The organism is Nocardioides luteus (genome assembly GCF_014648595.1).
Lineage (GTDB): Bacteria > Actinomycetota > Actinomycetes > Propionibacteriales > Nocardioidaceae > Nocardioides > Nocardioides luteus.
On record NZ_BMRK01000023.1, the window covers coordinates 28,871 to 54,890 of the forward strand.

Annotated in this window: 25 protein-coding genes; 18 read left to right on the top strand and 7 right to left on the bottom strand. The window is 70.9% G+C overall.

Annotated elements, in window-relative coordinates; genetic code table 11:
- Positions 1 to 1,617: thiol reductant ABC exporter subunit CydC (gene cydC, locus IEY81_RS24370; protein WP_229788051.1), on the top strand; the 1,617-nt coding region annotated here is incomplete at its 5' end.
- The gene (locus tag IEY81_RS20985; RefSeq protein WP_189120443.1) at positions 1,611 to 2,273 is read left to right on the top strand and encodes a response regulator; all 663 of its coding nucleotides are present in this window, start codon (positions 1,611 to 1,613) and stop codon (positions 2,271 to 2,273) included. The genes cydC and IEY81_RS20985, both read left to right, overlap by 7 nt.
- On the opposite strand, the gene IEY81_RS20990 is transcribed toward IEY81_RS20985, so the two are convergent.
- Positions 2,267 to 3,895: a sensor histidine kinase gene (locus IEY81_RS20990; protein WP_189120444.1), complete on the bottom strand. Its 1,629-nt coding sequence runs from the start codon at positions 3,893 to 3,895 to the stop codon at positions 2,267 to 2,269. The two genes, IEY81_RS20985 and IEY81_RS20990, sit on opposite strands and share 7 nt — an antisense overlap.
- A gap of 97 nt (positions 3,896 to 3,992) precedes the next feature.
- Positions 3,993 to 4,430, bottom strand: coding sequence for a YchJ family protein (locus IEY81_RS20995; protein WP_189120445.1), 438 nt, complete (start codon positions 4,428 to 4,430; stop codon positions 3,993 to 3,995).
- A 147-nt stretch (positions 4,431 to 4,577) separates the two neighbouring features.
- On the opposite strand from IEY81_RS20995, the gene IEY81_RS24655 reads away from it, so the two are divergent.
- The 6 genes from IEY81_RS24655 (at position 4,578) to IEY81_RS21025 (ending at position 13,383) form a co-directional block, all read left to right on the top strand.
- Complete coding sequence (locus IEY81_RS24655) at positions 4,578 to 5,612, top strand: BTAD domain-containing putative transcriptional regulator (RefSeq protein ID WP_189120446.1); 1,035 nt, start codon at positions 4,578 to 4,580, stop codon at positions 5,610 to 5,612.
- 1,783 nt (positions 5,613 to 7,395) lie between these two features.
- Positions 7,396 to 8,799 (top strand): magnesium chelatase ATPase subunit I, encoded by a 1,404-nt coding sequence (locus tag IEY81_RS21005; protein ID WP_189120447.1) that lies wholly within the window; start codon positions 7,396 to 7,398, stop codon positions 8,797 to 8,799.
- Between the two features lie 30 nt (positions 8,800 to 8,829).
- Entirely contained in the window at positions 8,830 to 10,854 is a 2,025-nt protein-coding gene (locus tag IEY81_RS21010) for a vWA domain-containing protein (RefSeq protein ID WP_189120448.1), read from the top strand.
- 55 nt (positions 10,855 to 10,909) lie between these two features.
- A complete protein-coding gene (locus tag IEY81_RS21015; protein WP_189120449.1) occupies positions 10,910 to 11,689 on the top strand; it encodes a TSUP family transporter in 780 nt (259 codons plus the stop codon).
- 40 nt (positions 11,690 to 11,729) lie between these two features.
- The gene (locus IEY81_RS21020; RefSeq protein ID WP_189120450.1) at positions 11,730 to 12,353 is read left to right on the top strand and encodes a YigZ family protein; all 624 of its coding nucleotides are present in this window, start codon (positions 11,730 to 11,732) and stop codon (positions 12,351 to 12,353) included.
- Between the two features lie 22 nt (positions 12,354 to 12,375).
- Positions 12,376 to 13,383 carry a GNAT family N-acetyltransferase gene (locus tag IEY81_RS21025; RefSeq protein WP_229788053.1) on the top strand — a complete coding sequence of 336 codons (1,008 nt, stop codon included), beginning with the start codon at positions 12,376 to 12,378 and terminating at the stop codon, positions 13,381 to 13,383.
- A 10-nt stretch (positions 13,384 to 13,393) separates the two neighbouring features.
- Here IEY81_RS21025 and IEY81_RS21030 read toward each other — a convergent pair whose 3' ends face one another.
- Complete coding sequence (locus IEY81_RS21030; protein WP_189120451.1) at positions 13,394 to 14,197, bottom strand: SDR family oxidoreductase; 804 nt, start codon at positions 14,195 to 14,197, stop codon at positions 13,394 to 13,396.
- Positions 14,198 to 14,398: 201 nt separating this feature from the next.
- Here IEY81_RS21030 and IEY81_RS21035 point away from each other — a divergent pair, with 201 nt between their 5' ends.
- Entirely contained in the window at positions 14,399 to 14,542 is a 144-nt protein-coding gene (locus tag IEY81_RS21035) for a hypothetical protein (RefSeq protein ID WP_189120452.1), read from the top strand.
- Here IEY81_RS21035 and IEY81_RS21040 read toward each other — a convergent pair.
- Complete coding sequence (locus tag IEY81_RS21040; RefSeq protein ID WP_189120453.1) at positions 14,532 to 15,635, bottom strand: NAD(P)H-dependent amine dehydrogenase family protein; 1,104 nt, start codon at positions 15,633 to 15,635, stop codon at positions 14,532 to 14,534. The two genes, IEY81_RS21035 and IEY81_RS21040, sit on opposite strands and share 11 nt — an antisense overlap.
- A 75-nt stretch (positions 15,636 to 15,710) precedes the next feature.
- Here IEY81_RS21040 and IEY81_RS21045 point away from each other — a divergent pair, with 75 nt between their 5' ends.
- Complete coding sequence (locus tag IEY81_RS21045; RefSeq protein WP_189120454.1) at positions 15,711 to 16,250, top strand: DinB family protein; 540 nt, start codon at positions 15,711 to 15,713, stop codon at positions 16,248 to 16,250.
- On the top strand, positions 16,250 to 16,741 hold the full coding sequence (locus IEY81_RS21050; RefSeq protein ID WP_189120455.1) for a GNAT family N-acetyltransferase: 492 nt from the start codon (positions 16,250 to 16,252) through the stop codon (positions 16,739 to 16,741). Before IEY81_RS21045 ends, IEY81_RS21050 begins: the two co-directional genes overlap by 1 nt.
- Positions 16,742 to 16,872: 131 nt before the next feature.
- On the opposite strand, the gene msrA is transcribed toward IEY81_RS21050, so the two are convergent.
- Positions 16,873 to 17,526, bottom strand: coding sequence for a peptide-methionine (S)-S-oxide reductase MsrA (gene msrA, locus IEY81_RS21055; protein ID WP_189120456.1), 654 nt, complete (start codon positions 17,524 to 17,526; stop codon positions 16,873 to 16,875).
- Between the two features lie 102 nt (positions 17,527 to 17,628).
- Here msrA and IEY81_RS21060 point away from each other — a divergent pair, with 102 nt between their 5' ends.
- The 5 genes from IEY81_RS21060 (at position 17,629) to greA (ending at position 23,573) form a co-directional block, all read left to right on the top strand.
- Positions 17,629 to 18,798, top strand: a complete 1,170-nt coding sequence (locus IEY81_RS21060; RefSeq protein ID WP_189120457.1) for a cystathionine gamma-synthase — start codon at positions 17,629 to 17,631, stop codon at positions 18,796 to 18,798.
- Positions 18,785 to 20,152, top strand: a complete 1,368-nt coding sequence (locus IEY81_RS21065; RefSeq protein ID WP_189120458.1) for a glutamate mutase L — start codon at positions 18,785 to 18,787, stop codon at positions 20,150 to 20,152. Before IEY81_RS21060 ends, IEY81_RS21065 begins: the two co-directional genes overlap by 14 nt.
- A gap of 10 nt (positions 20,153 to 20,162) precedes the next feature.
- Positions 20,163 to 21,632 (top strand): AI-2E family transporter, encoded by a 1,470-nt coding sequence (locus IEY81_RS21070; RefSeq protein ID WP_229788054.1) that lies wholly within the window; start codon positions 20,163 to 20,165, stop codon positions 21,630 to 21,632.
- 1 nt (position 21,633) lies between these two features.
- Positions 21,634 to 22,845 (top strand): threonine ammonia-lyase, encoded by a 1,212-nt coding sequence (gene ilvA, locus IEY81_RS21075; protein WP_189120459.1) that lies wholly within the window; start codon positions 21,634 to 21,636, stop codon positions 22,843 to 22,845.
- Between the two features lie 218 nt (positions 22,846 to 23,063).
- Complete coding sequence (gene greA, locus IEY81_RS21080) at positions 23,064 to 23,573, top strand: transcription elongation factor GreA (protein WP_189120460.1); 510 nt, start codon at positions 23,064 to 23,066, stop codon at positions 23,571 to 23,573.
- A gap of 22 nt (positions 23,574 to 23,595) precedes the next feature.
- On the opposite strand, the gene IEY81_RS21085 is transcribed toward greA, so the two are convergent.
- Complete coding sequence (locus IEY81_RS21085; RefSeq protein WP_189120461.1) at positions 23,596 to 23,988, bottom strand: DUF4307 domain-containing protein; 393 nt, start codon at positions 23,986 to 23,988, stop codon at positions 23,596 to 23,598.
- Between the two features lie 127 nt (positions 23,989 to 24,115).
- Between IEY81_RS21085 and mca the strand changes: the two genes are divergently transcribed.
- Both mca and IEY81_RS21095 read left to right on the top strand, forming a co-directional pair.
- Positions 24,116 to 25,102, top strand: a complete 987-nt coding sequence (mca, locus tag IEY81_RS21090) for a mycothiol conjugate amidase Mca (protein WP_189120462.1) — start codon at positions 24,116 to 24,118, stop codon at positions 25,100 to 25,102.
- A gap of 33 nt (positions 25,103 to 25,135) precedes the next feature.
- A complete protein-coding gene (locus IEY81_RS21095; protein WP_194501189.1) occupies positions 25,136 to 25,411 on the top strand; it encodes a hypothetical protein in 276 nt (91 codons plus the stop codon).
- Positions 25,412 to 25,421: 10 nt separating this feature from the next.
- On the opposite strand, the gene IEY81_RS21100 is transcribed toward IEY81_RS21095, so the two are convergent.
- Positions 25,422 to 26,006 (bottom strand): TerD family protein, encoded by a 585-nt coding sequence (locus tag IEY81_RS21100; protein WP_189120464.1) that lies wholly within the window; start codon positions 26,004 to 26,006, stop codon positions 25,422 to 25,424.
- Positions 26,007 to 26,020 lie beyond the last annotated feature (14 nt).

Sequence of the window (26,020 nt, forward strand, 5' to 3'; positions counted from 1 at the left end):
TTGTGGGGGTCGGCGGTGGTGGGCGGGCTGAGCTGGGCGTCGGGGGTGGCGCTGACGGCGCTGGCGGGGTGGCTGATCATCAAGGCCTCCTACCACCCGGTGGTGCTGACGCTGGTGGTGGCGATGGTGGGGGTGCGTACGTTCGGGATCGCGCGGCCGGTGCTGCGCTACCTGGAGCGGCTGTGGTCCCACGACAGTGCGCTGCGGCTGCTGGCCCGGAGGCGGGTGGAGATCTACGACGCGCTGGTGCCGCTGGTGCCGGGCGCGCTCCCCGGCAGTAGGGGCGACGTGCTCGCGAGCGTCGTCGACGACGTCGACGCGGTGCTCGACGAGGAGCTGCGGGTGCGGCTGCCGGTGCGGGAGTACGCCGTGGTGGCCCTGCTCGCGGTCGGCTCGACAGCGCTCATCGACCCGGTCGCCGCGGCCTGCGCCGCCGCGATGGTGGTGGCAGCGGCGGCCGCCTTCGGCATCGCGTACGCCGGGGCAGCACACGCCGAGCAGATCTCGGTCGCGGTGCGGGCGAGGGTGTCCGAGCAGGTCGTGGAGGCGACCCAGACGGCGACCGAGCGACGGATGTGGCAGGCGAGCGAGCCGGTGCTGCGTACCCTCGGCAACCTGGCGCACACAGCCACCCGGGCGACCACGGCCGCGGCCGGCGCCGCCTCGGTGGCCAAGGCGGTCGTACTGATCACCGCCGGCGTCGCGGTGGCCGCGACCGCGGCGTTCACCACCGTCAGCGACGGCCCGATGCTCGCCCTGCTCACGCTGGTGCCGCTGGCCCTGGCCGAGCCGGCCGCGACGCTCGCCGACGCCGGTGCCGCCCGGGCTCGCACCCGAGCGGCGCAGCGCCGCCTCGACGAGCTCACCAGCCGCCGCCCGGCGGTCGAGGTCCCCGCCGACCCCGCACAGCCGACCGGCGACACCACGATCACGATCGCCGACGTCACCGCCCACCAGGGCGACGGCCGCAGCATCGAGCTCCCCGACCTGCACGCCGAGCCGGGCGCGCGGATCGGCATCGTCGGCCCCTCCGGCTCCGGCAAGAGCACCCTGGCCGCGCTGCTGCTGCGCTTCCTCGACCCGGACACCGGCACGATCACCCTCGGCGGCCAGCAGACGAGCGGCCTCGATCCTCAGGACGTACGGAAGATCGTGGGACTTGTCGACGACGACCCGCACGTCTTCGCGTCCAACCTGGTCGAGAACGTCCGCCTCGCGCGCCCCGACGCCACCGACGACCAGGTCGAGCACGCGATCAGACGCGCCCACCTCGGCGACTGGCTCGATGCCCTCCCGGAGGGTCTGCAGACCAGGCTGGGTGACGGTGCGGCCCAGGTGTCGGGCGGCGAACGAGCCAGGCTGGCCGTGGCCAGGTCGCTGCTGGCAGGGCACAAGGTCCTGGTTCTGGATGAACCTTTGGCTCATCTCGACACCTCGACCGCCACGTCACTGGCGCGCGAGGTGCTCGCGCGCGAGGATGGCTCGGCAGCGGGCTCGGGACTTGGTCCGCACGGCGGCACGAAAACCGTGCTGTGGATGACTCACACATCGACCGGACTGGGGCTGACCGATACCGTGGTCTCCCTTCGACGAATGGGGGAAGTGAGACGGTGTTGACCGAGACAAGGACGATCCGGGTCTATCTGCTCGACGATCACGAGGTCGTGCGGCAGGGGTTGACGACGCTGCTCGACAGCCACGACGACATCGCCGTCGTCGGCCAGGGCGGCACCACCGCTCAGGCGCGCGAGGACATCGACCGTCTCCAGCCGGACGTCTGCGTGCTCGACGCCCGCCTCCCCGACGGCTCCGGCATCGAGGTCTGTCGCGAGGTGCGGGCCGCCTACCCGGACATGCTCGCACTCATCCTGACCTCCTACGACGATGACGAGGCGCTCTTCTCCGCGATCATGGCCGGCGCGAAGGGCTACGTCCTCAAGGACATCCGCGGCAACGACCTGGTCGAGGCGATCCGCACCGTCTCCGGCGGCGGCTCGCTGCTCGACCCGCTGATGACCGCGAAGGTCATGGAGAAGATGCGCAACCCCGACGGTGAGTCGCCGCAGATGCAGGCGCTCACCCCGCAGGAGAAGCGCCTGCTCGCACTGATCGGCGAGGGCCTGACCAACCGCGAGATCGCCGGCAGGATGTTCCTGGCCGAGAAGACCGTGAAGAACTACGTCTCGAGCATCCTCGCCAAGCTCGGCGTGCAGCGCCGCACCCAGGCAGCGCTGATGGCCAAGGAGCTGCTGAACCCCCGCCGGGGTCAGTAAGCCCCGGCAGTGATCGGCACCTGCCAGACGAGCTCGGTGCCGCTGGGGTCGCGCGGACCGATCTCGAGCTGACCGCCGAGCTGGACCGCACGACAACGGGCGTTCTTCAGCCCGCTCTCCTCGGCCTCCTCCGGGACGCCGGTGCCGTCGTCGCGTACGACCAGCTTGATCTCGTCGTCCTGCAGGCTGAGCTCGATCTGGGCGCTGTGGGCCTGAGCGTGGCGGGCGAGGTTGGAGACCGCCTCGCGCAGCACCGGCAGCAGGTGGTTGCGGACCGCCTCGGGCACCGCGGTGTCGACCGGCCCGGTGATCTTGATCTCCGGGGTGAACTCCATGACGCCGGCGTACTCCCGGACCACCTCGCGGACCTGCGCGCGCAGCGAGGAGGCGTCGTGGTTGCTGAGGTCGAAGATGGAGCCGCGTACGTCCTTGATGGTCTGGTCCAGGGCGTCGACCTGCTCCGAGAGCCGGGTGGGCAGGTCCTCGACGCGCTCCGGGGCGCGGCCCAGCGTCTCGAGCTGGAGGCCGATCGCGAAGAGGCGCTGGATGACGACGTCGTGGAGGTCACGGGCGATCCGGTCGCGGTCGGTGATCACCGCCAGGTCGGCGCGGTCCTCGACCGCGCGCAGCCGGTCCAGCGCCAGGGCGGCCTGCCCGGCGAAGCCGAAGAAGAGCTCGCGCTCGTGCTCGTCGTGGGCGGCGCAGGACTTGTCGTAGATGGCCAGCAGGGCACCGCGTCCGGCCAGCGTCGAGCGCACCGGGGCGACCACGACGTAGAGGCCGTCGACCTCGAGGTCCAGCGGCTCGACGATGCGGCGGTCGATCAGCAGCGGCACCTTCTCGGTCACCGCCCGGACCCGCTCCTCCTCGCCGGGGACGGCGGCGACTCCGGAGACGAGACCGTGCTCGATGCGGGTGCCGGCGCCGACGCCGATCGCGCGCATCAGCGGCAGCGCGGTCTCGCACATCCGCTCCAGGGCGACCGTGTGCTCCAGCGGCGGGGTCAGGGCGCGGCTGAGCTCGGCGCTCGCCTCGAGCCACTTGCGGCGCTGCTCGCTGAGGTCGAGCTCGCGTACCTTGTCGATCTGGGCGCCCGCGGCGCGGGCCAGGGCGACGACGAGCTGCTCGTCGTGGCTGGTGAAGTCGGCGCCGCCGATCTTCTCCGACAGCAGCAGGTGGCCGAAGTCGTGGTCCTTGATCCGCAGCGGCACCTCGAGGAACTTCCGCTTGCCGGGGTCGCCCGCGCGCAGCGCGTGGTTGCCCCCGCCGTCGGATTCGCGGGGCGCGACCATGCGGAGCGCCTCGGGCGCGGTGAGGTGCTCGTCGGGCTCCTCGGGCGCCGAGTCGACCTCGACCCGGGCGCGGCGGCCTCGGCTCCTGCCGACGACCTGCAGGGTCGGCTCCTGCTGGTGGCCGTAGGTGATCAGGTCCTGTAGGTCACCGTCGAGGTCGAGGATGCCGAGCGCGCCGTAGCCGGCTCCGGTCAGCTCGCAGGCGGACCGGGTGATCCGCTCCAGCATGGCGCTCAGATCGAGCTCGCTCGACATGGCGATGACCGCGTCCAGGAGCGAGCGCGCCGAGGGCTCGAGGCCGGTCAGGTCCTCGGTCACGTCGGTGGTCACTCGACAGAGTCTGTCGTGACTCACCCCGCTGCGTCCACACATCGGCAACAGTTTCTCCACCGACTGCCTCAAACCCACGCGAACGCGTGGGTCTCGATCAGTCCTCGGCGATGTCGCCGTCGACGTAGAACCATCTGCCGGCACGCACCTCGAACCGGCTGTGCTCGGCGAGCACGCCGTCGCCCGACGGCGCCTGGAACGAGGCCCGGAACGCCACCCAGCCGTGGGTGTCGTCGTCGAGCCCGGAGCCCTCGATCTCCAGCCCGGTCCACCGCATCCGCGGGTCGGGTGCGGCCACGCCCAGATCGTCCGGGCGGGTCCCCGGGTGCCAGGTGCGGAAGATGTAGTCCCAGTCGCCGAGGGCGTACGCCGCGTAGCGGCTGCGCATCAGCTCCTCGGGCGTCTCGGCGAGGGCGCCGCCGCGGTGCAGCCGGTGGCAGCACAGCGCATAGCGCTGCCCGCTGCCGCAGGGACACTCCTGGGTCAGGGCCGCGGAGAGGGCCGATCCGGCGGAAGAGCTGCCGAAGGGAGACATGGGGCTCATTGTGTACTGCAATGGGGTGATTCCCGTCGTGGGCCCGCAGCGTCACCACTATTGTGGGGGCGTGGCTCTCAAGCGCAAGCGGCTCGGGACGGCGGGGGTGCTTCGGTGACGGATGTGAACATCTGTCTGCTGGGCCCCATGGTCGTCACGCGTGCAGGCGAGCCCGTGGACATCCCGGGACGCCGCCCGCGCACCCTGCTGGCCGTGCTCGCCCTGGAGGCCGGCACCCCGGTCTCGGCCGAGGTGCTCGCCGACCGGATCTGGGGCGAGGAGCTGCCCGACAACCCGCGCGGCAGCCTGCACACCTACATCGGCCGGCTGCGCCGCGTGCTCGGCAAGGAGGTCGTGTGCCGTGCCGCCGGCGGCTACATCCTCGACCTCCCGCGCTCCTCGGTCGACGCGCTCGCCTTCGTCGACCTCCTCGACGGGGCGGACGGGCCGGACGCCTACGAACGTCTCGAGCAGGCCATCGAGCTGTGGCGCGGTGAGCCGTTCGACGAGCCCGCCGGTGAGCCGCTCGCCGAGCGCATGCGGCCGTGGCTCGTCGACCGCTACCTCGCCGCCCTCGAGCACCGCGCCGAGCTCGACGTCGCCGCCGGCCGGGCTCCGAAGGCCGTCGCCGACGTACGCCGCGTGGTCGGCGACCATCCGCTGCGCGAGTCGCTGTGGGCGGTCCTGCTGGAGGCGCTCGACGCCGCCGGGCGTACCGCGGAGGCGCTGGAGGCCTACGAGGAGGTGCGCTCCCGGCTCGCCGACGAGCTCGGCGCCGACCCGGGGACCGAGCTGCGCGCGATCTTCACCCGGCTGCTGGTCGGCTCCTCGCCGGCCGACCGACCCGACGACGCCGACGCGCAGCCGACGGTGCCGGCCCAGCGCGCCTCGGAGGAGGACCTGCCCGACGCGGTGCCGCATCAGCTGCCCGCTGACGTACCCGGCTTCTCCGGGCGCGAGGTCGAGCTGCGGCTGCTGGACGCGATCACATCAACCACGAGTCCGGCTGGCCGAGCGTCGTCGCCGTGCACGGCGTCGGGGCTGCCGGGAAGACCGCGCTCGCCGTCCACTGGGCGCGCGACCGCATCGAGCACTTCCCCGACGGCCAGCTCTACATCGACCTGCGCGGCTACGGCCCGGGCGAGCCGATGCCGCCCGAGCAGGCGCTCTCGGCGCTGCTGATCGGTCTCGGCGTCGACGGCGAGGCCGTGCCCGACGACGTCGACGCGGCCTCGGCGCTGCTGCGCACCACCCTGGCCCACCGGCGGATGCTGCTGGTCCTCGACAACGCGCGCGACGCCCAGCAGGTGCGCCCGTTGCTCCCCGGGGGCGAGTCGCTCGCGCTGGTGACCAGCCGCAGCCAGATGCGTGGGCTGGCGACGCGCGAGGGGGCCCGGCGGATCGCCCTCGACATGCTCACCCCGGCCGAGTCGGCCGACTTCCTGCGCGAGCGGCTCGCCGAGCGTGCCGCCGACGAGAAGGCCGTCCACGACCTCGCCGAGATGTGCGGTCACCTGCCGCTGGCCCTCGCCGTCGCCGCCGAGCGCTGCAGCCGCCATCCCGACGTCTCACTGGCCGCCCTGGTCAGCGAGCTCGGCAGCGAGACCAACCGGCTCTCCGCCCTGGAGACCGCCGACGACCCGCTCACCGACCTGCGGGCCGTCTTCTCCTGGTCCTACGACGCCCTCGACGAGGAGTCGGAGGCCATGTTCCGCCGGATCGCTGTGCACCCGGGCTCCGACCTCAGCGTCCCGTGCGCGGCCTCCCTGGCCGGCGTCGGCACCGGCCCGGCCCGACGGCTGCTCGACCGGCTGACCGAGGCCAACCTGCTGCGCGAGCACCGGCCCGGACGCTTCGTGCTCCACGACCTGGTGCGCGACTACGCCCTGGAGATGGGGTCGCCCGAGGAGTCGCGCGACGCGCTGCTGCGCCTGGTGAGCTGGTACACCCACTCGCTGATCGCGGCAACCGAGACCGGCGGCCCGTCCCACAGGTTGATGACGCTCGACCCGGTGGTCCCCGGTGCGGTGCCGCTCAGCTTCGCGACGGCTCAGCAGGCCCGCGCCTGGGGCGACCGGGAGTGGCCGAGCCTGGGGCCGACCGTGCGGCTGGCCGTGCGGACGGGGCTGCTGGGCGCTGCGTACCAGCTGGTCAACAAGATGTTCAACCTCTCCATGCGCCACTCGCCGGCCGAGATCGCGGCCCTGCAGGAGATCGGGCTGGATGCGGCCACGCGGGCCGGCCAGCGCGTCGACGCCGCCTACATCCGCAACCAGCTCGGGATCAGCCGGGCGCGGGCCGGTGACCTGCAGCGCGCGATCGCCGAGTTCCGCGGCGCTGCCGAGGTGTTCCGGATGACGGGTGCCGCCGCCGGCCTGGAGATGGCGCTGTCCAACTGCGGCCAGGCGCTGAGCATGACCGGCTCGCTCGACGAGTCGGTGGCCGCCCTCGAGGAGGCCTACGCCGTCGCCGACGCGGCCGGCATGGAGGACCGCGCGCGGGGGAGTCTGATCGGCCGCGCCGAGGTCTACGTGAGGATGGGCCGGTTCGAGGAGACGCTCCAGCTGATCGAGGAGGAGATCGGCCAGGACCCGGTCGACGTCGAGTCCTCCTCGCCGCGGCTGACCCTGGCCGACGCCCTGATCGGGCTCGGCCGCCACGAGGAGGCCAACCACCACCTGCGGCTCGAGCTGGCCCGCCACCTGGAGGACCGCAACCGCTGGGGCGAGGCCAAGGTCCTCGTACGCCGCGGGGTGGTCGAGCGCGACACCGGCCGGTTCGCGGAGGCGCGGACGACGCTGCACGAGGTCCTCGAGATCCTCGACGAGGTGGGCGAGCTCGACCGCACCGAGCTGACCCGGGAGCAGGTCGAGGAGCTGCTGGCCGGGGTCGGCGCCGGATCCGAGGTTCGGGACGCCGACGCCGGCGTGTCGCGAGGGTTGGGCGGCGGCGTAGCGTTGCATCCGTGACTGCCGCACCCACGATCAGCACTCTCGGCCAGCTGCGAGACAGTGGCCACGTCTTCAAGTCGCTCCGCGAGGAGATCCGCGACAACCTGCTGGCGAAGCTGGCAGCCGGCGAGGATCCGTGGCCCGGTCTGCACGGGCTGGAGGACACCGTCATCCCGCAGCTCGAGCGCGCGCTGATCGCCGGGCACGACGTCGTCCTGCTGGGCGAGCGCGGGCAGGGCAAGACCCGGCTGCTGCGTACGTTGGTGGGGCTGCTCGACGAGTGGACCCCCGTCATCGAGGGCTCCGAGCTGGGCGAGCACCCCTACGAGCCGGTCAGCGTGGGGTCCCAGCGCCTGGCGGCGACCGCCGGAGACGCGCTGCCGGTGGTGTGGCGCCACCGCTCCGAGCGCTACTCGGAGAAGCTGGCGACCCCCGACACGTCGGTGGCCGACCTGATCGGCGACGTCGACCCGATGAAGGTCGCCGAGGGTCGTTCTCTGGGTGACCCGGAGACGATCCACTTCGGGCTGATCCCGCGCTCCCACCGCGGCATCGTCGCGATCAACGAGCTCCCCGACCTCGCCGAGCGCATCCAGGTCGCCATGCTCAACGTGATGGAGGAGCGCGACATCCAGATCCGCGGCTACGTGCTGAGGCTGCCGCTCGACCTGCTCGTGGTCGCCTCCGCCAACCCGGAGGACTACACCAACCGCGGCCGGATCATCACCCCGCTCAAGGACCGCTTCGGCGCCGAGATCCGCACCCACTACCCGCGTGAGCTGGATGCCGAGATCGCGGTCATCCGGCAGGAGGCGGCGCTGGTCGCGGACGTACCCGACCATCTCCTCGAGATCCTCGCCGTCTTCACCCGCAACCTGCGCAGCTCCTCCGCGGTCGACCAGCGCTCCGGAGTCTCGGCGCGCTTCTCGATCGCCGGCGCCGAGACCGTCGCGGCCGCGGCGCTCCACCGGGCCACGATCCGCGGCGAGGCCGACGCGGTCGCCCGCCTGGTCGACCTGGAGACCGCCGTCGAGGTGCTCTCCGGCAAGATCGAGTTCGAGTCGGGCGAGGAGGGCCGCGAGACCGAGATCCTCACCCACCTGCTCCGCACGGCCATCGCCGAGACCGTCCGCAAGTCCTTCCGCGGCCTCGACTTCGCGCTGCTCATCGACGCCATCGAGGACGGCCGCATGGTCACCACCGGCACCAAGGTCGCCGCCGGCGACTTCCTCGCCGGTCTCCCGGTGCTCGGCGAGTCCGACCTCTACGACCAGATCGGCGCCCGCGTCTACGAGTCCACCGGTGGTCCGAAGAACGACGGCCAGCTCGCCAGCGCCGTCGAGCTCGCCCTGGAGGGTCTGTTCCTGGCCCGCAAGATCGGCAAGGACACCGAGGGTGGCGAGACGATCTATGGCTGATTCGTCGGCCGCGCTGGACGGATCATCACGATGAGCCGCTACAAGAAGTACGCCGGGGGCGACCCGCTCGCTCCGCCGGTCGACATCGCCGAGGCGCTGGACGCGATCGGCGAGGACGTGATGGCCGGCTATTCGCCCGAGCGCGCGATGCGGGAGTTCCTGCGGCGCGGGGGAGAGGAGCAGCGCGGCCTGGACGACCTCGCCCGGCAGGTCGCCGAGCGCCGCCGTGAGCTGCTGCAGCGCCACAACCTCGACGGCACGCTCGAGCAGGTGCGCGAGCTGCTGGACAAGGCGGTCCTGGAGGAGCGCAAGCAGCTGGCCCGCGACGTCACCATGGACGACGGCGACCGGGCGTTCCGGGAGATGCAGATCGACAACCTCTCGCCGAACACCGCCGCCGCCGTCAGCGAGCTCTCCTCCTACGACTGGACCTCGCGGGAGGCCCGCGAGTCCTACGAGGAGATCAAGGACCTGCTCGGCCGCGAGCTCCTCGACCAGCGGTTCGCCGGGATGAAGCAGGCTCTCGAGGGAGCGACCGACGAGGACCGCGAGGCGATCGCGGAGATGCTCGGTGACCTCAACGAGCTCCTCGAGAAGCACAACCGCGGCGAGGACACCCCGGAGGACTTCGAGGAGTTCATGGCGAAGCACGGCCAGTTCTTCCCCGAGAACCCGCAGAACATCGACGAGCTGCTCGACACCCTCGCTCAGCGCTCGGCGGCCGCCCAGCGGATGCTCAACTCGATGTCGGCCGAGCAGCGCCAGGAGCTGATGGAGCTCTCCCAGCAGGCCTTTGGGTCGCCCGCGCTGATGGAGCAGATGGCCCAGCTCGACGCCAACCTGCAGGCGGCGCGACCGGGAGAGGACTGGTACGGCTCCGAGGAGTTCGGCGGTGGCGAGGGCCTCGGGCTCGGCGACGGCACCGGCGTGCTGCAGGACATCGCCGAGCTCGACCAGCTCTCCGAGCAGCTCCAGCAGTCCTACGCCGGCTCGCGGCTCGACGACATCGACCTCGACGCGCTCTCCCGCCAGCTCGGCGACCAGGCCGCGGTCGACGCGCGCACCCTGCAGGAGCTCGAGCAGGCCCTGCGCGACTCGGGCCAGCTCGAGCGCGGCTCCGACGGCGACCTCAGGCTCACCCCGAAGGCGATGCGCCAGCTCGGCAGGGCGCTGCTCCGCGACGTCGCCCAACGGCTCTCCGGCCGGCAGGGTGAACGCGACCTGCAGCGCGCGGGAGCGGCGGGTGATCTCTCCGGCTCCTCGCGACCCTGGGCCTTCGGCGACACCGAACCCTGGGACGTACCTCGCACGATCACGAACGCCGTCATCCGCGAGGTGGGCGAGGGCCGGGTCTCGAGTGCCGGAGCCCGGGTTCGGCTGACCGTCGACGATATCGAGGTGCAGGAGACGGAGGCGCGTACGCAGGCAGCGGTCGCCCTGCTCGTCGACACCAGCTTCTCGATGGCGATGGACGGGCGCTGGGTGCCGATGAAGCGCACCGCGCTGGCGCTCCACACGCTGATCAAGAGCCGGTTCCGCAACGACGACCTGCAGCTGATCTCGTTCGGCCGCTACGCCCAGACGATGGAGATCGAGAAGCTCACCGCTCTCGACGCGATCTGGGACAAGGGCACCAACCTCCACCACGCGCTGCTGCTGGCCAACCGCCACTTCCGCAAGCACCCCGGCGCCCAGCCGGTGCTGCTGATCGTGACCGACGGCGAGCCCACCGCCCACCTCGAGCCCGGTGGCGACGTCTGGTTCTCCTACCCGCCCCACCCGGTGACGATCGCTCGGTCGGTCGAAGAGCTGGAGACCTCTCGCCGCCTCGGCGCCCAGACCACCTTCTTCCGCCTCGGCGAGGACCCGGGCCTGGCCCGGTTCATCGACTCGATGGCCCGGCGGGTCGAGGGCCGTGTGGTCGCGCCCGAGCTCGACGACCTCGGTGCTGCCGTGGTCGGGTCCTATCTCGGCGACCGGACCGCGCGGCGTACCTCCAACACCTACGGGGGCTACTCCGACGTCTTCGGCGGCCGGGGCTGGTGGGCCGGCTGAGTCCGACCGCTGACCGAGTTACCTCGGCCGGCATCCACCGGCGTAGCCTGCGCTGGTGCCCGAGGAGACGCTGAACGTACTTGCCCTTCTCGCCTTCGCGGCCCTGGCGGCCGGGTACGTGGACGCGGTGGTCGGTGGCGGTGGGCTGATCCAGCTCCCCGCGCTGCTGCTGTTCCTGCCCGGGGCCGCGCCGGTGCAGATCCTGGCGACCAACAAGCTCGCCTCGGTCTTCGGCACCTCGATCAGCGCGGCGACCTACTACCGACGCGTGGGGCCGGACCCCAAGACGTTCATCCCGCTGATGATCCTCGCGTTCATCGGGTCTGCGATGGGCGCGGGCGTGGCCTCCCATCTGCCGTCGGAGGTCTTCGAGCCGATCGTGCTGGTCGCGCTGATCCTGGTGGGGGCGTGGGTGGTCTTCAAGCCGTCGTTGGGGGAGGCGACCGCGCTCAAGTACCACGGACACCGGCACCTGATCGGGGCGATGATCGTCGGGTTCGCGGTCGGCTTCTACGACGGTGCGCTCGGACCCGGCACCGGCAGCTTCCTGGTCATCGGGCTCGTCGGCCTGCTCGGCTACTCCTTCCTGGAGGCCAGCGCCAAGGCGAAGATGGCCAACGTCGCCACCAACCTGGCCGCCCTGGTCGTCTTCATCCCGCAGGGCGCCGTCCTGTGGAAGACCGGCCTGGTGATGGGCGTGTGCAACCTGGTCGGCGGCTACCTCGGCGCGCGCACAGCGGTGGCGAAGGGTGCCGGCTTCGTACGCGTCTTCTTCATCGTCGTGGTCGTCGGGTTCATCATCCGCCTCGGTGGCAGCGTCCTCGGACTGTGGTGACATGGGCGCTGTGGTGACATGGGCGCTGGGGTGAGATGAGATGCACTACCTGACCATCGCCCGTGACGGCACCGCCGAGATCGAGGAGAAGCGGTCGCGGTTCCTGTGCACGCTCGCGCGGGTGGAGGAGGAGGCCGACGCACGCGCGGTCGTCGAGAGGCTGCGCAAGCAGCACTGGGACGCCCGGCACCACTGCTCCGCCTTCGTGATCGGACCGCCGCCCCAGCCGGTCGAGCGCTCCAACGACGACGGTGAGCCGGCCGGCACCGCCGGCGCACCGATGCTCGAGGTGCTCCGCGGCGCCGGCCTCTCCGACACGGTTGCGGTGGTGACCCGCTGGTTCGGCGGCACCCTGCTCGGCGCGGGCGGGCTCGTCCGCGCTTACTCCGACGCGGTCCGGGCAGCGCTCGACGAGGTCGGCACGCTGCGGCGCGAGCTGGTCCGCGAGTACGAGATCGAGGTCGCGTACGACGCCGCCGGCCGTCTCGAGACCGACCTGCGATCCGCCGGCGTGGCCGTCCTGGAGACCACCTACGGCGCAGCCGTGACGCTGCGCGTGGGGGCGCCGCCGGCGGAAGAGAAACGTTTGGAAGCGCTCCTCGCCGAGCTCACTGCAGGGGGCTCGGTTCTGGTCCCCGGGGTGGACCGCTGGGTCGACCGGTAGGCGCATTTGGGAGAATGGCCCGGTGAGCGAGCAAGCCGAGACGCCGGTAGACCTGCCCGACGGATGGACGACGAGGATCCCGGACCTGGACGACCTGCCTGCCCTGCTGGCGCTCCGCGCCGCCGACAAGACGCCGTTCGAGGGCGGAGGCAACGTCGACGGCGACGCCATCTCCGGTGAGATCGCCGGCCCCGCCTCCTGGACGCGACAGCAGCTCGTCGCCCTCGACCCCGCCGGTGACGTACGCGCCTGGGCCTCCGCCCACGACCGCGCCGCCGGGCGCACGCTGGTCTACCTCTACGTCGACCGCTCGATCGAGCAGGCCGCCGAGGTGGCCGCCGGTCTCTACGCCTGGCTCGAGGCGCAGGCCCGGTCGATGGCGCAGCTGCGCGGCATCACCGAGACCCACATGGACGCCAGCCCGTTCGCCGACGACACCGTGCAGCGCGACTGGCTGACCGCTGCCGGCTTCACCAACAAGCGCACCTGGCTCCACATGAGCCGACCCGTCCTGCCCGACGAGGTCGTCCCGCCGCTGCGCGAGGGCGTCACCATCCGGCCGGTCGAGAAGCACGACAACGGCTTCCCGGTCGCCGCTGACCTGCAGACCGTCCACCAGACCCTGGAGGAGTCCTTCCAGGACCACTTCAACTCCTATCGGGAGAGCTTCCCGGAGTTCGTCCAGCGGCTCCGCGAGGACCCCGGCCACCGCTGGGACCACTGGTGGCTCGCGTACGTGGACGAGACTCTGCCGGCCGGGTCGCTGGTCGCCTCGGTGCTGCCCGCCAACGCGGCCGGGGTCGAGGGGACGTACGTCGAGTACATCGGCGTCAACCGCAACGCCCGCGGCCGCGGTGTGGCCAAGGGCCTGCTCTACGCGGTCATCGGCGACGCCATCGAGCGCGGCCGCGACCGGGTCGCGCTCGAGGTCGACGCCGACAGCCCCACCGGGGCCGACGGGCTCTACAAGTCGATGGGCTGGGTGACCGACTACATCACTGAGTCCTGGCACAAGGACGTCGCGGTCTAGGCCCTCCTGGCTAGGAGTCGACGTCGGGGAGCTTGAGGTCGAGCGTCGGCGCCTCGGTGCCGCCGTCGACCTCGAGCAGCTTCCCGGTGACGAACTGCCCGGCCCGCGAGGTCAGGTAGACCACCGCGGCTGCGATGTCCTCGGCCTCCCCGATGCGCCCGAGCGGCGTCTTCGACTCGATCTCGCCGCGCATGGTGTCGTCGCCGGCGACGAACTCGAGCGCCGAGGTACGCACCGACCCCACGAACACGCCGTTGACCCTGATCCGCGGTGCCAGGTCGGTGGCCGCCAGGCGCGTCCAGTGCGCCAGTGCCGCCTTCGCGGTGCCGTAGGCGAGATAGCCACGGCCCGCCGTACGTCCCATCATCGAGCTGATCGACACCACCGACTGCTGCCCGTCGGGGCTCTTCACCAGGTAGGGCACCGCCGCCCGGGTCAGCGCGTGCGCCGTGGTCACGTTGAAGTGGAAGGCCTCCTCCAGGTAGGCCTCGTCGGTGTCGAGGAACGTGTTCGGGATCGTCCCGCCGACGTTGTTGACCACGATGTCGAGCCGCCCGAACTCCTCGTACGCAGCCCCCGCAAGCCCCGCCGTGGCCTCCGTGTCGGAGAGGTCCGCCGGCACCACCAGCGCCCGCCGCCCCGCCGCCTCGACCCTCGCGGCGACCTCCTTCAGCTGGCTCTCGGTACGCGAGGCGATCACCACGTCGGCCCCCGCCTCGGCCAGCGCCACCGCCGTAGCCGCCCCGATCCCGCGCCCCGCCCCCGTCACCACGGCCACGTGGCCCGTCAGCTCGAACCGTTCCAAGATGCTCATTCGTTTCCTTCGTGTCGAGACGTCTGCCCGGTCGGCCGAGACGTCGCTGCGGTTGGTCGAAGCGTCGATTACGTCGGCCGAGGCGTCCGGTGCGTCGGCCGAGGCGGCAGTCCCGCTGGCCGAGACGTCAGGTACGTCAGCCGAGGCGTCACTCCGACTGGTCGAGACGTCGCCTGCGTCGGCCGAGATGGCGTACGTGACGTGTCGCCCGACGTAGGCGACGCCTCGCCCGACGTAGGCGACGTGTCGAGCGACGTACGTGACGCCTCGGCCGACGGGCGCGACGTCTCGGCCGACCAGAGTGACGTGTCGGCCGGCGGGGGTGACGTCTCGCTCATCGGGTGACCAGGCCGCGGCCGGTGATCAGCGGGAGGTCGAGAGGGGAGACGAGGCCGGGGGAGGCGGCGACGACTGCGGGGATGGCGTTGACCAGCCGTTGGGCGGTGACGATCATCCCGGAGACGTTGTGGTCACCGTGCTCGCCGTGGTGGCTGAGCTCGAGCGTCATCGAGGGTTCGCCGGTCACCTCGACGCGGTAGCAGCCGTCGCCCTTCGCCGGCACCGGCCAGTCGGGGTCGGAGGTCGCGTCGGTCCGGGTCACGTGCTCCAGGGTGATGCGCGGTACGCCCTCGACGGTGCCCGTGACCGTGAAACGTACCGACCCCTGGGTGCCCTCGGCGATGTCCACCGAGACGGTCTTGGTGTCCTGGGCGGCCGGGCGGCGCTCGACGGTCTCCACCAGCGGCTCGTCGAGAGTCACCCCGAGCCCGGCCGCGAGGACCCGTACGACCGGGCCCCAGGCCGTGCTCAGCACGCCCGGCTCCCACAGGAACGGCTTGGCGTCCAAAGACCCACCGAAGCCGAAGAGGTCCTTCATCACCACCGGCTGGTAGTAGGTCGAGTAGTCGGCGATCTCACTGACCCGCACGTGGTCGATCCGCTGCGAGAGCGAAGTGACCGCGAGCGGAAGCACGTCGTTGGCGAAGCCCGGGTCGATGCCGTTGACGTGCAGCGAGGCGTTGCCCTCGCGCCCGGCGGCGTGGATGCCCTCGATCATCTCGTCGGGCAGTGTGCCCTGCGGATGGACCAGGATGACCGGACCGGAGGAGACCACGTTGACGCCGTCCCGGATCAGCGCGGTCAGGTCCTCGATCGACTCGAATACGCGGTCGTCGGTCATCGCCGCGTGCACGACGCAGTCGGGCTCCAGCGCGAGCAGCTCGTCGCGGGAGGTGGTGGCGGTGACCCCGAGCGTACGACCGAGCCCGGCCAGCTCGCCGGCGTCCTGGCCCGCCTTCGCCGGTGTCGAAGTCCATACGCCGACCAGCTCCAGGTCGGGATGGGCGTCGACACCCGCGATGGCATGACGGCCGACCGTGCCGGTAGACCAGACGACGACTCTCAGCGGACTCTGTGGGTTTCCGGAGGCATGGGGCATCCTCCAAATCTAGAACGTGTTTCAGTTCGGCGAAAGTGGTTCGCCGATGAAATTCCCCACCGCTACGTTGACGCCATGACCGAGGCACTCTTCGAGGACACCCGCCACCCGACCGGCGCCCCCTACGTCGCGGACGAGGGGACCACCCTCTGCAGCTTCCTCGACCACCACCGCGCGACGCTCCTCCGACAGACCGACGGCCTCGACCACGAGCAGCTCAACCGCCCGTACCCGCCGAGCACGATGACGCTCGCCGGGCTCCTCAAGCACATGGCGTATGTGGAGGGGGTCTGGTTCGGCGTGCGGTTCGCTGGCGGCGACGCGGCCCCGCCCTTCGACACCGCGCCCTTCGACGAGGACGTCGACTGGGACTTCGCCAGCGCCTCCCAGGACGCCCCCGACGAGCTCCGTGTGCTCCTCCGAGCCGCGATCGCCCGCTCCAACTGGATCACCGACGGCGCCGAGAGCCTCGACCAGCTCGCGGTCGGCAGGAGCCGGGAGGGCGAGCCGATCAGCCTGCGCTGGATCCTGGTCCACATGATCGAGGAGTACGCCCGCCACTGCGGCCACGCCGACCTGATGCGCGAGGCCATCGACGGGAAGGTGGACCTGTGATGCGGATCCGCGAGGCGACGGCCGATGACTGGCCGCAGATCTACCCGTTCTGGTCAGAGATCGTGGAGGCGGGGGAGACCTACGCCTACCCTCTGGGCCTGGTCTCCGATGAGGCTCGCGAGATGTGGATGTACGACCACGTCGTCGTCGCGGTCGAGGGTGAGGGCGAGGACGAGCAGATCCTCGGCAGCGCCAAGATGGGCCCCAACCGCCCCGGCCGCGGCAGCCACATCGGCACCGCATCGTTCATGGTCTCTTCGGCGGCACGCGGCAAGGGCATCGGCCGCGCCCTCGGCGACTACTGCGTGCAGTGGCACCGCGACGAAGGCTTCCACGGCATCCAGTTCAACGCGGTCGTGGAGACGAACACCACCGCCGTACGCCTGTGGCAGTCGCTCGGCTTCGAGATCATCGGCACCGTCCCCGACGCGTTCGACTCGAGGTCGCACGGTCGGGTCGGGCTGCACGTGATGTATCTGCCGCTGGGCTGAGGTCAGTGTGGGATACCCGGTCGACCGGGTATCCCTGGACTTGACGGGCACTGAAACACCCATCAAGTCCACGAAGTGCCCGTCCAGCCCCCGCAGTCATCTCGCCATGTGGACCAAACGGCCGTAGCGCCTCAGACGGTCGCGGGGAACGCGATGCCCGTGTTCGCGTGGCAGCGGTAGCCGTTGGGCACCCGGTCGAGGTACTGCTGGTGCTCGGGCTCGGCGGCGTAGAAGGTCGGCACCTCGCGGATCTCGGTGGTGATCTCGCCATAGCCGCGGCGGGCGATCTCGTCGCCGTAGATCTTGGTCAGCTCCTCGGCGGCCTCACGCTGCGCGTCGGAGACGTAGTAGAGCGCGGAGCGGTACTGAGTGCCGACGTCGTTGCCCTGCCGCATCCCCTGCGTCGGATCGTGGACCTCGAAGAACTTCTTCACCAGGTCGGCGTAGGAGACCTTGGTCGGGTCGAAGACGACGCGCACGGCCTCGGTGTGGTTGGTGCGGCCGCTGCAGACCTCGTCGTAGGTCGGGTTGGCGGTGGTGCCGCCCTGGTAGCCGACGGCGGTCGCGATGACCCCCGGCGTCTGCCAGAAGATCTCCTCCGCGCCCCAGAAACAGCCGAGGCCGAAGTAGGCCACCTCGGCGCCCTCGGGGGCGGTCCCGTCCTCGGGGGAGGCGAGCAGCGGGGTGCCGAGCACCCGGTGCTTCGCGGGGAGCTCGAAGAGCGCCTGGTCGCGGCCGGGAAGGGTGCTCTCGGGAGAGAAGAGTTGAGTGGGTCGGCCGAACATTCGGAACCTCCAGGGTCGGGATTGCTACCAGTCTCCAACACAGTTCGATGCGGGAACGTTCCCGGATGGTCCGAGAGACGAGATCGGACGTAGGCTCGGCGTGTGAGCGAGCAGCAGCACCTCGGCAAGGCCGGATTCGAGACCAAGGCGATCCACGCGGGCTACGAGCCCGACCCGACCACGGGTGCGGTGATCCCGCCGATCTACGCCACCACGACCTACAAGCAGGACGGCGTCGGTGGCCTCCGCAACGGCTACGAGTACAGCCGCTCCGGCAACCCGACCCGCACTGCGCTCGAGGGCGCCCTGGCGGCGGTCGAGGACGGCGAGAAGGGCTTCGCCTTCGCCTCCGGCCTGGCCGCCGAGGACACCCTGATCCGCAGCCTGATGCGCCCCGGCGACCACATGGTCATCCCCGACGACGCCTACGGCGGCACCCACCGGCTGATCGACAAGGTCGAGAGCCAGTGGGGCATCGAGCACACCCCGGCCCAGGTCGCCGACGTCGACGCGGTCGCCGCCGCGATCCAGCCCGGCAAGACCAAGGTCGTCTGGGTCGAGACGCCGACCAACCCGCTGCTCAACATCGCCGACATCTCCGCGCTGGCCACCGTCGCCCATGAGGCCGGCGCGCGCCTGGTGGTCGACAACACCTTCGCCAGCCCCTACCTCCAGCAGCCACTCACCCTCGGCGCCGACGTCGTGGTCCACTCCACGACGAAGTACGTCGGTGGCCACTCCGACGTCGTCGGCGGCGCCGTGGTCGTCCGCGACCTCGAGCTCGCCGACAAGATCGGCTACCTCCAGAACGCCGCCGGCGCGATCGCCGACCCGTTCGGCGCCTGGCTGACCCTGCGCGGCCTCAAGACCCTGGCCGTACGCATGGACCGCCACTGCGACAACGCCGAGCGCGTCGCCGACTTCCTGACCTCGCACCCCAAGGTCGGCGAGGTCATCTACCCCGGCCTGGAGACCCACCCCGGCCACACCACCGCCCAGAAGCAGATGAAGCGCTTCGGAGGCATGGTCTCCTTCCGGGTCACCGACGGCGAGGCGGCCGCGCTCGCGGTCTGCGAGCGCACCAAGGTCTTCACCCTGGGCGAGTCGCTCGGCGGCGTCGAGAGCCTGATCGAGCACCCCGGCCGGATGACCCACGCCTCCGTCGCCGGCACCGACCTCGAGGTGCCGGCAGACCTGGTGCGGCTCTCCGTCGGCATCGAGTACGCCGAGGACCTCATCGCCGACCTCGAGCAGGCCCTTGACCAGGGCTGAGGCCCCCGAGACCGCCGTCTGCGTCGACTTCGGCTCCACCTGGACCAAGGCACTCCACGTCGACCTCACCTCGGGTGAGGTCCTCGGCTCCGCGAGCGCGCCGACGTCGCTGCACGAGGTGATGGAGGCCTACGACGCCTGCCTGACCGCCCTGACCGAGACCGACGCCCGGGCGGCGACGGCCGAGGTCCTGGCCTGCTCGTCGGCCGGCGGTGGTCTGCGGATCGCCGTGGTCGGCAACGAGGAGCTGGTCACCGCCGAGGCCGGGCGCCGCGTCGCGCTCTCCAGCGGCGGCAAGGTCGTCGCGGTGATCGCGACCGCAGGTCGTGAAGCAGAAAGTGACCTGGAGGCCACGCTCGGCTTCACGACTCCCGACCTGGTGCTGCTCACCGGCGGCACCGACGGCGGCAACCGCGACGCCGTCATCGGAGCCGCGCGCGAGCTGGTCGCGGCCGGCTGGCGCGGTCCGGTCGTCGTCGCCGGCAACCGGGACGCCAACCCGGAGATCGACGAGATCCTGGCCGACGTACCCCACGTGACCTGCGACAACGTCGTGCCGAAGATCGGTGTGCTGGCGCCTGAGAGCGCCCGTGCGGCGGTCCGGGAGATGTTCCTCGAGCACGTCATCGGTGGCAAGAACCTGAGCAACCGCACGGACTTCCGGCGCATCGTCCAGGGGGCGACGCCCGACATCGTGCTCCAGGGCGTCGAGACCCTGGCCGAGGTGCTCGGCGAGGACGTCGTGGTCGTCGACGTAGGTGGTGCCACCACCGACGTGCACAGCGTGGTCCGCCCCGACCCGGAGGCCGAGCACGTCCGCGAGGAGGTCGTCGCCGTCACGCCGGTGACCCGCACCGTCGAGGGCGACCTCGGCATGCGCTGGTCGGCCACCACGACCCTGGAGTCGGCCGGCCACGACGACCCGTGCCTGGCCGAGTCCGACCTCACCGCCGAGGTCGAGCACCGCCGCAACAACCCCGGCTGGCTGCCGCGCACCGAGCAGGACAAGGACATCGACGAGCTCCTCGCCAGGATCGCGATCTCCACCGCCCTGCAGCGCCACGCCGGCCGCTCACGGGTGGTGCTCTCGCCGAGCGGCAAGGTCATCGAGCGCACCGGCACCGACCTTCGCCGGGTGGGCGTCGTGATCGGCTCCGGCGGCGTGCTCCGCCACGGTCGGGACCGCATCGAGGAGCGGGTCATGCGCTGGTCCGTACGCGGCGGATGGCAGCTTCCCGAGGAGCCGCTGCGCGCGGTCGACAGCGACTACGTGCTCGCAGCGGTGGGCCTGCTCTCGCGGTCGCACCCCGACGCTGCGCGCCGTCTTGCGACTCACCTCACAGAGTCCCGGTAGCCTCTGTCAGGTGACGGATCAGGGGGATGTTCCCGCCAACGAGAAAGACACCGCGAAGACGGGCTTCGCGCGGATGACGGGTGCGTTCCGACGCAACCGTGAAGAGCGTGGCGAAGAACGCCGAGCGCGTCGTCACGCCCAGGAGGAGGCCGACGCGCGCGAGTCGGCCGAGGTGGCCAAGGAGGCCGCCGCGGAGGCTCGGGAGTCCGCCGAGAGCTTCGCGCTGCGCCTGGTCAACCAGTTCGAGCGGCTGCGCGAGGAGCGCCAGGAGCAGCTGGCCGCCCCGGTGCCGGACCGGGCCCCGACCGCGGTCACGCGCGCCAACGTCCCCTACGGCGTCGAGGTGGCCGCCCAGTGGGGCTGGCGGTTCATCGTCATCGTCGCCGCCGGATTCCTCATCGTCCGGGCGCTCGGCTATCTCAGCATCGTCGTCGTCCCGGTCCTCGTCGCGCTGCTCATCGCCGCGCTGGTCTCGCCGGTCGTCAACGGTCTGGCCCGCATCGGGATGCGGCGGAGCGTCTCGGCGCTCTTCGTGGTGCTCGGCGTCCTGGTGGCGATCATCGCCATGCTGAGCTTCGCCGGCACCCAGGTCGCCAACGGCTTCTCGAACCTGGCCGGGCAGACGGTCAAGGCGCTCGACGAGATCCGCGACTGGCTGATCCACGGTCCGTTCAACGCCAGCGAGAACCAGGTCGACACCTGGTTCAACACGGTCCAGACCACTGTGGAGGACTGGGCTGCTGCGTACGCCTCCAACCCGTTCTCCCGGGTCAGCGAGGTCGGCGGCGTCGCCCTCGACGTGTTCGCCGGCCTGTTCATCGTGCTCTTCTCGACCTACTTCTTCTGCGCCGAGGGCGAGCGGATCTGGGGCTGGCTGGTCCGGCTCGCGCCGCGCGCCGCGCGCAGCCGGATGGACAGCTCGGGCCGGGTCGCCTGGGTCTCGCTGACCCAGTTCACCCGGGCCACCGTCATCGTCGCGGCCGTCGACGCGGTCGGAATCATGATCGTCGCCGCCGCTCTGCAGGTCCCGTTCGTGGCCGCGATCGGGGTGCTCGTCTTCCTGAGCTCCTTCGTCCCCTTGGTCGGTGCGACCGTCGCGGGGGCGGTCGCCGTGCTCGTCGCGCTCGTCTCCCAGGGCCCGCTGACGGCCCTGCTGATGCTCGGTGGCGTGATCCTGGTGCAGCAGCTCGAAGCCCACGGCCTGCAGCCGTTCCTGCTCGGCCGCTGGGTGCGAGTCCACCCGCTCGGGGTCATCCTCGCGGTCGCCACCGGCATCGTGCTCGGCGGCGTCGCCGGCGCTCTCGTAGCGGTGCCGCTCGTGGCTGCGCTCAACGCGGTGGCCACCCATCTGACCGCCTCCCAGGCCACAGCCCAGCCGAGTCCGCCCGCGACCTCACCCGCACCCCCGTCGGCGCCGCCGCCATCAGCGGACGGCCCGACCTCCCCGCCCCCATCGAGTCCCGGAACAGGCAGTCTCTGAGATGCACGCTGAGCCCACGTACGACGACATCCTCGAGGCCCGAGAGCTGCTGCGCGACCACATCACCGAGACCCCGGTCCAAGGGTCGCGCTGGCTCAGCGACGTGGTCGGCGACACCGTCATCCTCAAGTGCGAGAACCTTCAGCGCACCGGCTCCTTCAAGGCCCGCGGAGCGTTCGTACGCATCGCCCGGCTGCCCGAGGACCAGCGCAAGAACGGCGTGGTGGCCGCCAGCGCGGGCAACCACGCCCAGGGGGTCGCGCTCGCGGCCCGCACGCTCGGCATCCCGGCCACCGTCTTCATGCCCGAGGGCGCGCCGATCCCGAAGGAGAAGGCCACCCGCGCCTACGGCGCCGACGTCATCTTCGAGGGGCAGTACGTCGACCAGTGCCTCGACGCCGCGATGGAGTTCGCCGAGCGCACCGGCGCCACGATGATCCATCCCTTCGACCACTCCGACGTGGTGGCCGGCCAGGGCACGATCGGCCTGGAGATCCTGGAGCAGGCGCCCGAGGTGAAGACGGTCGTGATCCCGCTCGGCGGGGGCGGGCTGCTCGCCGGCGCGGCGCTGGCGATCAAGGCCAAGCACCCCGACGTGAAGGTGGTCGGGGTGCAGGCCGAGACCGCCGCCGCCTACCCGGTCTCGCTGCGCGAGGGCCGCCCGATCAAGCTCGACAAGATGCCGACGATGGCCGACGGCATCGCGGTCGGCCTGCCAGGGGAGACCAACTTCCCGATGATCCAGGCCTACGTCGACGAGATCCGCACCGTCTCGGAGGAGGCGATCTCGGGCGCGCTGCTCTCGCTGGCCGAGCGCGCCAAGCTCGTCGTCGAGCCCGCCGGCGCGGTGGGCGTGGCCGCGCTGATGGACGCCCCCGAGGCCTTCGAAGGCCCGGTCGTGGTGGTGCTCTCCGGCGGCAACATCGACCCGCTGCTGCTCGGCAAGGTGATCCAGCACGGCATGACGCTGGCCGGACGCTATCTGCCCGTCGCGGTGACGATCCCCGACCAGCCCGGCGCCCTGGCCACCCTGCTGGGGGTCATCGGCGACACCGGCGCCAACGTGATGGAGGTCGTGCACTCGCGCACCACGCCGGGGCTGCGGCTCGCCGAGGTCGGGGTGCAGCTCCAGCTGGAGACCCGCGGTCAGGCCCACGCCGAGCGAGTTCTCGAACAGCTGCGCAGCAAGGGATACCCCGCGGTCAGTCCGTGATCGTTCCGAGGAACGGTCTCGTGGCCAGAATGCGTGACGTTTCGGTCGCGAACTGTCTTCGGGTGTGGTTGCCTTGTTAAACTGAAACTTCTGACATTCTCCCGCAGAACGTTCAGTTGGGTGAACTGCGCCCGCACAGCAGGGAGACAAGGCGCCGGTTGATGGGGGTTGACCGGCGCCCCTTACCTATATTCACTACCCATCAGGAGTAACTCGCTATGACTCAGTCGACCGAGACCACGGCTGCCACTATCTGGCTCAGCAAGGGTGCATTCGACAAGCTCACCGCCGAGTTGGAATACCTGAAGGGCCCCCGGCGCCAGGAGATCCTCGCCGAGATCAGCTCGGCCCGCGACGAAGGTGACCTCAAGGAGAACGGCGGCTACCACGCCGCTCGTGAGGAGCAGGGCAAGCTCGAGGGTCAGATCCAGCAGCTCGAGGCGCTGCTGCGCAAGGCTGACACCACGGTCCCCGAGGACGACGACGTCGTCTCGGTCGGCAAGCTCGTCACGTTCAAGTTCGAGGGCGATGACGACGACGAGGCCGAGACCCGCCTCATCGCCTCGATCGAGATGAAGGAGTACGCCGGCGGCATCGAGATCTCCTCGGCCGCCTCCCCGATCGGCGCCGCGCTGATCGGCGCGCGCGTCGGCGACACCGTGACCTACGAGGGTCCTCGCGGGCCGCTCAAGGTCGAGATCCTCAAGACCGAGGTCTACACCGCGTAAGAGATCATGGGCGGCTGTGCGGTCACTCGACCGTGCAGTCGCCCCACTCGACCCGCAGCGCCCGGCGCTCGGTCGGGATCGTGACGGTCTGACGACCCTCACCGGCGGTGAACTCGAGACGACCGACGGTCTCCTCGCGGTCGTCCTCGGCCTCGACGGTGCAGACCGGCTCGACGTCCTGGTCGTGGAGGCGTACGACGAAGGTCACCTCGACCTCGTTCTCGCTGACCGCCTCCCACTTCTCCAGACCGGAGGAGACCTCGGGGTGCAGAGCCGCCCACAGCGCCCAGCCGAACCAGCCGACGATCGCGATCAGAGCGATGACCAGGCCGGTCAGGAGGATGCCCGGGCGACGGCGCGGGCCACGCCCGTAGCGGGTCGCGATGCGGGCTTCATCAGATGACGGCGTGCTCACGCAGACCATGGTCCCACCCCGTCGGCGGAGACCACACATCCGTCCCTCCCCGCCTACCACCGAGGACGTCCGCGGAGTGGGAGCGTGTAACCGAGGAGTGAGACAGGGCAGGGTTAGGATTGAACCCATGCCAGATGAGCTCCAGCAGGCGTACCGCCTGATGCACGTGCACGCGCACCCCGACGACGAGTCGAGCAAGGGCGCCGGGATCACCGCGAAATACGTCGCGGAAGGCGTCGACGTCCATGTCGCGACGTGTACGGGTGGAGAGCGGGGCGACATCCTCAACCCGAAGATGGACCGCCCCGGGATCCTGGAGAACATCCACGAGATCCGCCGCGAGGAGATGCACCGCGCCCGCGACATCCTCGGCATCAAGCAGGACTGGCTCGGCTTCGTCGACTCCGGCTGGGTCGAGGAGTTCATGAAGGTCCAGGAGATGGGGGCCAAGGACTGGTCGCTGCTCCCCGAGGGCTGCTTCGGCCGGATGCCGCTCGAGGTGACCACCCGCCGGCTCGTGGAAATCATCCGCGCCTTCCGTCCCCACGTCGTCACCACCTACGACGAGAACGGCGGCTACCCGCACCCCGACCACATCATGTGCCACCGGGTCTCGGTGGAGGCGTTCCGGGCCGCGGGCGACCCCGACCGGTTCCCCGACGCCGGCGAGCCGTGGCAGCCGCTGAAGCTCTACTACAGCCACACCTTCAACTACCCGCGGATGATCGCGATCCACGAGACGATCAAGCGCCACGGCCTCGAGTCTCCCTACGAGGAGCGGCTCAAGGAATGGAAGCGCGACCCGAGCTGGGACGCGCGCGTGACCACCCGGGTCGAGTGCGCGGACTACTTCTGCGTACGTGACCAGGCGCTGCTCGCGCACGCCACCCAGATCGACCCCGACGGCTCGTGGTTCGCGGTGCCGCGCGAGATCGAGAAGGAGGCATGGCCGACCGAGGACTTCGAGCTGGTGACCTCCTACGTGCCGGTGCCCGAGGCCGAGAAGCACGAGGAGAGCGACCTTTTCGCCGGTCTCGACCCGGCGACCGCCGACGACGAGGGCAAGGCGGCGGTCGGCCGCGAGATCAGCTTCGGCAAGGTCGTCACCGCCTGAGCTTTCCTCAGGTTCGAGTGAGACAATGGCCTTATGTCCGGTCTCCCGATGACGACGCAGTCGCTGCACACCTCCCAGCCCGCTCCTGAGCCCAATCCGCCCCAGGACGAGGACGTGGTCGCGGGCTGGACCGCCTTCGGCATCTTCATCGCGCTCTGCGTCGCCACCGCGGTGATCGCGTGGAGCATGCTGCGTCAGTTCAAGAAGGTCGAGAAGGCCAAGGCCGAGGGTGTCTTCGGCGAGGAGGCCCAGGCTGAGGAGGCCGCCAAGCAGGCGGCGAAGGACGAGATCAAGAAGCTGAAGCGCTGAGCCGCTGGGCCTAGCTCGCGCGCAGCGTAGGCGCGATCGACGGCAGCAGGTCCTGGAACGTACGCCCGTTGCCGATCTCGCCGAGCGCGGTCATGCTCCAGCCGCCGTCATGACGGCTGAGCTTGGCCATGATCTCGGCGGTGTGCGGGCCGGAGTGGCTCATGTCGAAGCGGGCGATCTCGGCGCGGGTGCTCTCGTCGACGACACGGCAGAACGCATTCTGGATCTGGGCGAAGCTCTGCCCGGTGAAGGAGTTGATCGTGAAGACGATCTGCGCGACGTCGGCCGGCACCCGGTCGAGGTGGACGATGATCGACTCGTCGTCGCCCGCGCCGGCACCGGTGCGGTTGTCGCCGGTGTGGACCACGGCGTCGTTCCTCGTCCGCAGCTGACGGAACCACGCCTGGTCGACGTGGCTGCCGGCGGCGTCGTAGAGGATCGCGGAGGCGTCCATGTCGACGTCGGCGCCGCGGAAGCCGCCGAAGAAGCCCTTGCGGACGGCGTCCCACCCGAGCGCTATCCGTACGTGGTCGATGACACGGCCGTCGTCCGTGGCGAGTGCGACCGACTGTCCCTTGGCGAGCGAGACCGACAACTGATCCTCCGATG